The organism is Yersinia aldovae ATCC 35236 (assembly GCF_000173735.1).
GTDB lineage: Bacteria > Pseudomonadota > Gammaproteobacteria > Enterobacterales > Enterobacteriaceae > Yersinia > Yersinia aldovae.
In genome coordinates this window covers 1-7,863 of the sequence record NZ_ACCB01000067.1, presented here as the reverse complement: position 1 = coordinate 7,863, position 7,863 = coordinate 1, and the positions used below count along the sequence as shown (strand labels likewise).

The window sequence follows — 7,863 nt, the reverse complement described above, 5'->3', positions numbered from 1 at the left end:
CTGAATGAATATAACAGTGAGCGGCCCCATGAATCCCTGAATAACCTGACACCGGAAGAATACCGGCTGATGGCTGAAAACCCGGAAATCTCAAAAAGTGCGTGGAACTAAAGCTGGGTTACTTACAGAGGCAGCAACCGTGGCATTTGTCGGGCAGGTACAAAGAATGGCGCGGGTGCATCAAGAAGGATTGCGGGATAGGGTGGGGAGGTTGGGGCGAGAAGTACGATATGAACGACGTGCTTTAATAGGTGTCAGCAATAATGATATCAAAGAAATAGAGCTGACCATTATCAACTGCTTTATTATTTGAAATATCCACAAGGTTACCAGGCTTGTGGATATCTGTTTATTATTGTTCTTCTTTTAGCTTCAATATATATTTGTTGACTTGATAGAAGTTAAATAGTTCAATTGATAGGTAAAGGAAAATTAAAAAATAAAAGATGCTGCCCCAAAAGAAAATTCTATATATCATGTCACTTTTTTCTATTTGTTTAGATAACTTCGATCTGTTCCCATCCTTCGAGTCTAACAAGTGAGAACAACTAATGCTTCTAGTCGAAATATCATGTTCGAGAGTTGAAAACTTCTCGCACCAGTCTTTGTTAGTAAAGATATAATCATCTTCATCTGTTATATGGTCTAATGATACAAACTCATCATAATCCATGTAACTTACACGATAATACCCCACTTTGAAAAAAGATGTTTCATAATAAGAGTATGCTGAAGCAGCTAAAAAAGTAAGTATAAGTAATGAGTATAATGGAAAGAAATACCATGGTTTTTTACTATCACCAACATATCCGAACTGCGATGTAAATAACATTCCCTTTCTATTTATATTACCATTGGTCATTTCTTTTTTGATCAACTGAGCATCGTGAATATCTTTGGCGTTAACACCGTCCATTACTTTGAAAAGCTGTAAATCATATGCAATATTTTCAGTTTTCTTCATTTGGGTGTTGGTATAAGATAAATTAAATAGTCTGGTAATTAGTCTGAATAGAAACGAAAGCCCTCCAGTTCTGATTATTAAAAAAATCACGACAAATACAAAGAGTGATAATTTGTATAATTCAACAGGCAATTCAAGCATGTGTTATGTTCCTATGAACATGAAAACCCAATGTTAGATGATCAAGTATTATCAGCTTAATCATATTATTAATGGTAACATGATTAATGTAAGTGAGGATTTGTAAAGTCATTATGTAATATATCGTCGTTAACTGATAAACCTAGTGAAATACTAACTAGGCATATCAGTTCTGATTTTTTAGCTAAAATTACAATTATTTAAATTGTAATTCGCTTATTCTTTTTTTAGTCATGTCATATTGACACTCAAACATTTTTGTTATTTCTAAATCAGTGCCTTTTGCTGATATCTTCCCGCAGATTGCTTCTTTATTTTTGATCCATTGTCTTTGTTCATTAAGTAGTGTCTTTTGTTTTTCTTTATCTAACGCATGCCATGCATCACCAAGCTGTTGGTCTACCGACATGAATTTATCTCTAGCCTCGTTCACTGTCATAACTTGAGATTGTTGCTGAATTTTCTCTTGCGCAGGCTTCAGAGCCGGAGATTCAATTTGCTGTTGAGCCTGCTGTTGAGCCTGCTGTTGAGCCTGCTGTTGAGCCTGTTGCTGCTGTCGTTTTTCTTGTTCTATTTTATTTTGTTCTTCTATAGGTTTTAAAATAGATAATGTTGAAATATAAGCTGCACCAGCAGATGCGCCATTATTTACTGCAACCTTAACAAATACAGTCTTTTTATCATCAGTCGGTTGGACTGTATAGTTAACTTGGGTAGAAAAAACATTCGCATTTTGTTCTAAATTCAGACGTTCCATTACTTTATCTAGATTGTATTTATAGTTTTCGCGTGAAAACTCACTTAATGCATTATATTCTTCTGGTGATATTTTTATACTTACTGTAGCCGCACAGGTTCGAAGAGAACTGTTGGGGTCTTTACTGGTAGTTGTGATATTGGAAACATCAAAAACAATTTTTTCTAGCGCAGAACGTCTTATCGCATTTGTAGCGTTTTCTACTGAGGCCGTTTCTTGAGAAATTTGTTGCATCGATGATTTTTTCAGTACATCAGTTAACGCTTGGGTACTCACTGTTGATGAGCATTCAATCGCATCATCGTCACCACATCCCGCCAATAGAGAGGCGATAAATAGTAACGCTATTTTATTATTCATTTTTTACCCTTGAGGCAGATTAATTTTATGAGAGGTTACGTGTACTGCGATGTTAAATATAATAGCTTTATATATATAATAAAACTGACTTTTATAAATTATCATAAATCAAAATTTTCCACTGTTTTGAGCTATTGATGACAGTGTCATCAATCTGATTGTTAATTCTTTTTAAACTTAATTTACTAAACGCTTATAACCATGTGTTGTTATATGAACGCTCAAGCAACCTAACTCAATTGCTGCAGAATCCCCTCGGCGGCATCCTTTCCCCGTGAGCACACAATCCTAACTTTCTGAAATCCAGAACCTGCTGCGCAACCTGATCCGCACTGTTGTCTTGATTGACGTCGATACCGATGGAGCCTTATGTCGTGTCTAAACCGGTTGGCTTTACTGACTAACCTGAAAAGGCGAATTAAATAGCAATAGGTACCGAATGGCACTCTTTATATCGTCCTCAAGGTTCAACCGATCCGAGGCAAGAAAGGGCTGGTAAAAAGGGCTATGTTCGCCAAGCTACGCGCTAATCGCTATATGACTGTCAAAGGCACATAGGAGGTAGTGACCGTGGCATTTGTCGGGTAAGTGCAGCGAATGGCGCGGGTGCATCAGGGAGGATTGTGGGATAGGGTGTCGGCACATTGTCATGAGGTGCGGTTTAAAGAGCGGCTCTTGTTGGGAGTGAGTCAAATTGAAATACTGAAGACATCATGATTCAAAACATAAATATTAATTAGGTCAACGGTTTTTACCTGCATGATCCACAATTAATGTTATCTTAATTAAGAAATCTCTCAAGGAATCTTGTTTTTTTATTGAGCATTAATCTTAAATGATAAAAATATATAGATAAAATCCTCGCAGACTCTAGTATTTTCGGACATACATTTATAATATTAGCCAAGGGACTTGGCGTTGTACAACAAAGGATTATGTTATGGTTCGAAATGAGTTTTGCAAAGTTGATAGTTTAGGTTTTCCAAAATTTACCGGAACTGATCTCCTGAGATATAAACTATTGCCAAAAAACATGCATTTTGTCACTGGTGAATATTATTTGTGGGCCTACAAAGCATCTTATTTAACGTACCATAAAAATCTTATAATCAATGTTGCCAAAGAAGAGAATATTCCTGTTTTATTATTAGCCGGTGTCGCTGTATCTGAAGTTGGCGGAATGCCAGATAGACTTAAATCTGCTGGGGTTCTACAATTTCGGCAATTTATAATTGATACCATAAAGCAAGATAATACCTCATCAAATAGCACCTCTGTCGGGTTGATTGCTATGCAAATCAGAGTAGTGGCTGAAACCATTGGATTAGACCCATCAACATTAACAATGTTACAACAACACAAACTAGCCGATTGTCTGCTTTCCGATTCTTTTAATATAAAAGTTGTTGCTAAGCATCTTAAGTCATTAATTCTATTTGATAATCAAAAAATTATAAATACCAGTAACTTAACTGATGAGCAAATTATCTTGGCGGGTTCCAGATATAATCGTGGTATAGAAAGGCATAAAGATGATTTCGTAAAATCTATTGAAGCTCCGGTGGGCAGTAGTGTTCGAGAATACAGCTCATACGGACGGAGAATTATTGAAAAGAAATCAACTATATATAAAATATTGGGTATTGAATAATGAAAAGAATAATCATGTATGGATATTACACGCTTTGTTTTATTGCAATATACCTTCTTTCCTCTTTTAAGGAAGAATCGTTCATTGATGGCGTGGAAATAAAGAATGCCTGTATCGCCCATAGAGCCTTAGTTGTCGATGATATCAGGGATTTTACCGTTACACTGGCTATACTGGCTCTTATTCCTTGTTTTATTTATTTAAAGAGTTTTAAATTCAAAAATAAACCTTTAAATATATTAAGTGTATTGTTGGCGTTCTATTTACTTTGGCGTTTCTTTATACGTTTGAATATCTGCTAATGAGCGATTCCTCTTAATAGAATGAGGACATTATCTCTAAATCTGTACTTTGTTGTGGCAACAACCCACCAACTTTCATAGATGGAAGTATGTCTTAAACAGAAGCATCCTTCCTTCCATGAGCACACAATCCCAACTTTCTGAAATCCAGCGCCTGCTGCGCAACCTTATCCGTACTGGTGTCGTGATTGACGTCGATGCCGAAGGAGCCTTATGTCGTGTCCAAACCGGTGAGATCCAAACCGATTGGCTTAACTGGCTAACGCGTCGCGCTGGCTGTTCACGTGACTGGTGGGCACCGTCATTAGGTGAGCAGGTGGTGCTACTGGCCGTTGGCGGTGAGTTAGATACTGCTTTTGTGCTGCCTGGTATTTATTGTGATGAGTTCCCGCCGCCATCCAACTCGCCCGAGGCTTATCACATCGTTTTTCCTGATGGCGCAGTTATTGAGTATGAACCTGAGACCGGTGCACTGATGGTTACCGGCATTAAAACCGCCGAGGTGGCGGCATCTGTTTCCGTCGTCATAACTTCGCCGTCCGTCACCGTTACCGCCAGCCAAAAAATCACCCTTGATGCACCCGAGGTGGTTTGTACTAACAAGCTGACTGTGGCAACGCTGTAGGTACAAAAAGGCGGCGTAATGGAGGGTAATATTGAGCACTTAGGCGGTTCGTTCACATCCAATAGTGTGGTGGTTGATAAGCATAACCACGGCGGCGTTAAGCGCGGTGAGGATAATACAGTGGGGATAAAGTGAAATTCAGCAAATGTGCATTTGTTCCAACCAAAATGGCGTGTTAAATTATACCCAAATGGGTATGATTTAACGCATGGATTAGCGGATGAAGCCACTTTATTGGGTCGGTAGCAGTAAGAAGGATCTCCAATCTCTACCTGAAGATGTACAAGATATTTTCGGCTACGGCCTGCATTTGGCGCAGATGGGCAGTAAACATTCCCAAGCTAAGCCATTGAAAGGGTTTGGTGGTGCGGGTGTACTGGAAGTTGTTGAGGATTACATCGGTGATACCTACCGAGCGGTTTACACCGTTAAATTTGGTCATGCGGTGTATGTGTTACATGCATTCCAGAAAAAATCTTCATCAGGGATCGCCACGCCAAAGCCAGATGTGGATAAGATCCGCGAGCGGCTGAAAGCCGCAGAAAGCCACGCTAAAGGAGCATAATATGAGCCATGATATCGAAATCAGCAGCGGTAACGTTTATGCCGATCTTGGCAAAGATAATGCTGAAGAAATGCAGGTGAAAGCACAGCTTGCTACCACCATTGGTAACATTATTAAAAGTCGCCGCCTGACACAAGAACAGGCCGCCAAGCTGCTTGGGATGACTCAGCCTAAGCTGTCTAATATGTTGCGTGGGCAGTTCCGAGGGATAAGCGAGGCCAAGATGTTGGAGTGCCTGACTCGCTTGGGGCGCGATGTACAAATTGTCGTCGGGAAAGCACGCCGCACTCCTGGTAGCCTGAAAGTGGTGTTTGCCTGATATGTCTAACAGCCCGACTTATCGGGCTGTTCTAATTCCCCCTATTGTCCCATCCCCCACACATCCCTCCTGAGATGTTATCCGCGCCCATTAGCAGCAAACTGACTTGAAATACTCGCGCGAATTTTGAGGGGATTCAATGACCACAACCCAATATCTCGGCATGAGCCGCAATACCGGGCGGGCCATTACCGACGCTGACCATATCAGCCAGTCTATCGCTGACATTCTTATCACCCCTGTGGGTTCGCGGGTAATGCGCCGCGCTTATGGTTCGCTGTTATCGGAGTTGATTGACCAGCCGCAAAATCCGGCCCTGCGCCTGCAAATTATGGCCGCCAGTTACAGTGCCATTTTGCGCTGGGAGCCGAGGGTCAAGCTGACCGGCATCACCTTTGAAACCACCCTTGACGGAAAGATGGTGGTCGATATCACCGGCACCCGCAGCGATAGCGCGGCTCCGCTTTCATTAACCATCCCTGTGAGCTGACCCTATGGCAACCATTGACCTGAGCCTGTTACCGCCGCCGTTTGTGGTGGAAGAACTGGATTATGAAAGCTTGCTGGCCGAGCGCAAAGCCACGCTAATTTCTCTTTATCCAGAGGAGCAACGCGCCGCCGTGGCCCGCACTCTGTCGCTGGAATCTGAACCGCTGGTCAAGCTGTTGCAGGAAAACGCTTACCGCGAGGTGATATTGCGCCAGCGTGTCAACGATGCGGCCCGCGCGGTGATGGTGGCATATGCCGTCGGCAGTGATTTAGACCAGCTCGGCGCAAATAACAACGTTGCGCGGCTGGTGATTATCCCGACTGACCCCACGGCCATTCCGCCGATTGACGCGGTGATGGAATCTGACAGTGATTTCCGGGTGCGAATTCCACAGGCTTTCGAGGCGTTGAGTGTCGCCGGGCCAACGGGTGCATATGAGTATCACGCCAAAAGTGCCGACGGCCGCGTGGCCGATGCCTCGGCAATCAGCCCGACACCCGCCTGTGTCACGGTCACGGTGTTATCGCGTGAGGGTAACGGCGAAGCCTCAGCCGAACTGCTGGCCGTGGTTGAGGCCGCGCTAAATGATGAGAACACGCGGCCAGTGGCTGACCGGGTCACGGTGCAATCGGCCCGCATTGAAGATTATGAGATTGACGCGGTGCTCTACCTGCATCCGGGGCCGGAGGCGGAGCCGGTACGCGTGGCGGCTGAGAAAAAACTGACCGCCTTTGTCACCACACAACGCCGCCTTGGGCGCGACATTCGCCTGTCAGCACTGTATGCCGCGCTGCATGTTGAGGGCGTCCAGCGGGCGGTAATTAATGCCCCGTTGGCCGACGTGGTGCTGGATAAAACCCAGGCCGCATGGTGCACCGGCAGCACTATCACTGTCGGGGGTATGGATGACTGACCGCTTATTACCCGTCGGTTCTTCTGCGCTGGAAGTGGCCGCCGCGCGCGCCTGTGCTGAACTAGAAAACATCCCTGTCCCGATTCGTCAGTTGTGGAACGCCGATACCTGCCCGCTGGAATTATTGCCGTATTTGGCATGGGCGTGGTCAGTGGATCGCTGGGATGAGAACTGGCCGGAAGCCACTAAGCGCTCAGTGGTGAAGTCCTCGCAGTATGTCCACAAACACAAAGGCACCATTGGCGCAATTCGTCGCGTGGTTGAACCGCTCGGCTACCTTATTCGAGTAACCGAATGGTGGAAAACCAACGAGACACCCGGCACCTTTCGCCTGGATGTTGGCGTGTTGGAAACCGGCATTACCGAAGAAATGTATCCCGAACTGGAGCGGTTAATAGACGACGCCAAGCCGTGCAGTCGCCATCTGAATGGCCTGTCGATTAATTTGGCGGTTAACGGGGCAATCCTCATCAGCGCCGCCAGTTATGACAGCGACGAAATGACCATTTACCCCTATGAATGGACTCAATATGACGAATAAATACTTTGCCTTACTGACCCATATCGGCACGGCCAGACTGGCGAGCGCCACCGCACTTGGCACCCGTTTAGAGATAACCCACATGGCGGTCGGTGATGGCGGTGGTACCCTGCCGACACCCGATGTCACACAAACTAAACTGGTGAATGAACAGCGCCGCGCCACCCTTAATGCCCTGACCATTGACCCGAGCAATCCCCGTCAGATGATTGCGCAGCAGATTATCCCTGAGACT

The 7,863-nt window shown here is 44.2% G+C and carries 11 protein-coding genes and 2 pseudogenes; 11 read left to right on the top strand and 2 right to left on the bottom strand.

Features of this window, described 5'->3' with window-relative positions:
- Positions 1 to 111: pseudogene (locus YALDO0001_RS18690) on the top strand (integrase); the annotation flags it as partial.
- Complete coding sequence (locus YALDO0001_RS20465; protein ID WP_004705520.1) at positions 98 to 313, top strand: phage virion morphogenesis protein; 216 nt, start codon at positions 98 to 100, stop codon at positions 311 to 313. The pseudogene YALDO0001_RS18690 and the gene YALDO0001_RS20465, both read left to right, overlap by 14 nt.
- A gap of 39 nt (positions 314 to 352) precedes the next feature.
- On the opposite strand, the gene YALDO0001_RS18685 is transcribed toward YALDO0001_RS20465, so the two are convergent.
- Positions 353 to 1,105 carry a hypothetical protein gene (locus YALDO0001_RS18685; protein WP_004705519.1) on the bottom strand — a complete coding sequence of 251 codons (753 nt, stop codon included), beginning with the start codon at positions 1,103 to 1,105 and terminating at the stop codon, positions 353 to 355.
- 196 nt (positions 1,106 to 1,301) lie between these two features.
- On the bottom strand, positions 1,302 to 2,222 hold the full coding sequence (locus tag YALDO0001_RS18680; RefSeq protein ID WP_004705518.1) for a lysozyme inhibitor LprI family protein: 921 nt from the start codon (positions 2,220 to 2,222) through the stop codon (positions 1,302 to 1,304).
- A 940-nt stretch (positions 2,223 to 3,162) separates the two neighbouring features.
- Here YALDO0001_RS18680 and YALDO0001_RS18675 point away from each other — a divergent pair.
- The 9 genes and pseudogenes from YALDO0001_RS18675 to YALDO0001_RS18635 all read left to right on the top strand — a co-directional run.
- The gene (locus YALDO0001_RS18675) at positions 3,163 to 3,873 is read left to right on the top strand and encodes a hypothetical protein (RefSeq protein ID WP_004705517.1); all 711 of its coding nucleotides are present in this window, start codon (positions 3,163 to 3,165) and stop codon (positions 3,871 to 3,873) included.
- Positions 3,873 to 4,175 carry a YjeO family protein gene (locus YALDO0001_RS18670; protein ID WP_042840554.1) on the top strand — a complete coding sequence of 101 codons (303 nt, stop codon included), beginning with the start codon at positions 3,873 to 3,875 and terminating at the stop codon, positions 4,173 to 4,175. Before YALDO0001_RS18675 ends, YALDO0001_RS18670 begins: the two co-directional genes overlap by 1 nt.
- Positions 4,176 to 4,293: 118 nt before the next feature.
- A pseudogene (locus YALDO0001_RS18665) lies at positions 4,294 to 4,935 on the top strand (phage baseplate assembly protein V).
- An 85-nt stretch (positions 4,936 to 5,020) separates the two neighbouring features.
- The gene (locus YALDO0001_RS18660; protein ID WP_004705513.1) at positions 5,021 to 5,365 is read left to right on the top strand and encodes a type II toxin-antitoxin system RelE/ParE family toxin; all 345 of its coding nucleotides are present in this window, start codon (positions 5,021 to 5,023) and stop codon (positions 5,363 to 5,365) included.
- 1 nt (position 5,366) lies between these two features.
- Positions 5,367 to 5,684: a helix-turn-helix domain-containing protein gene (locus YALDO0001_RS18655; protein WP_004705512.1), complete on the top strand. Its 318-nt coding sequence runs from the start codon at positions 5,367 to 5,369 to the stop codon at positions 5,682 to 5,684.
- Positions 5,685 to 5,823: 139 nt separating this feature from the next.
- A complete protein-coding gene (locus YALDO0001_RS18650) occupies positions 5,824 to 6,174 on the top strand; it encodes a GPW/gp25 family protein (RefSeq protein WP_004705511.1) in 351 nt (116 codons plus the stop codon).
- Between the two features lie 4 nt (positions 6,175 to 6,178).
- Entirely contained in the window at positions 6,179 to 7,087 is a 909-nt protein-coding gene (locus YALDO0001_RS18645; protein ID WP_004705510.1) for a baseplate assembly protein, read from the top strand.
- Positions 7,080 to 7,628 carry a phage tail protein I gene (locus YALDO0001_RS18640; RefSeq protein WP_042840553.1) on the top strand — a complete coding sequence of 183 codons (549 nt, stop codon included), beginning with the start codon at positions 7,080 to 7,082 and terminating at the stop codon, positions 7,626 to 7,628. The genes YALDO0001_RS18645 and YALDO0001_RS18640 overlap by 8 nt, the downstream gene beginning before the upstream one ends.
- A partial coding sequence (locus tag YALDO0001_RS18635) for a phage tail protein (RefSeq protein ID WP_042840551.1) occupies positions 7,618 to 7,863 on the top strand: 246 nt, incomplete at its 3' end. The genes YALDO0001_RS18640 and YALDO0001_RS18635, both read left to right, overlap by 11 nt.

Coding starts and splice junctions, on each gene's coding strand:
- YALDO0001_RS18650 (WP_004705511.1), top strand. CDS start 5,824: ATGACCACAACCCAATATCTCGGCATGAGCCGCAATACCGGGCGGGCC.
- YALDO0001_RS18645 (WP_004705510.1), top strand. CDS start 6,179: ATGGCAACCATTGACCTGAGCCTGTTACCGCCGCCGTTTGTGGTGGAA.
- YALDO0001_RS18670 (WP_042840554.1), top strand. CDS start 3,873: ATGAAAAGAATAATCATGTATGGATATTACACGCTTTGTTTTATTGCA.
- YALDO0001_RS18660 (WP_004705513.1), top strand. CDS start 5,021: ATGAAGCCACTTTATTGGGTCGGTAGCAGTAAGAAGGATCTCCAATCT.
- YALDO0001_RS18680 (WP_004705518.1), bottom strand. CDS start 2,222: ATGAATAATAAAATAGCGTTACTATTTATCGCCTCTCTATTGGCGGGA.
- YALDO0001_RS18655 (WP_004705512.1), top strand. CDS start 5,367: ATGAGCCATGATATCGAAATCAGCAGCGGTAACGTTTATGCCGATCTT.
- YALDO0001_RS18685 (WP_004705519.1), bottom strand. CDS start 1,105: ATGCTTGAATTGCCTGTTGAATTATACAAATTATCACTCTTTGTATTT.
- YALDO0001_RS18640 (WP_042840553.1), top strand. CDS start 7,080: ATGACTGACCGCTTATTACCCGTCGGTTCTTCTGCGCTGGAAGTGGCC.
- YALDO0001_RS18675 (WP_004705517.1), top strand. CDS start 3,163: ATGGTTCGAAATGAGTTTTGCAAAGTTGATAGTTTAGGTTTTCCAAAA.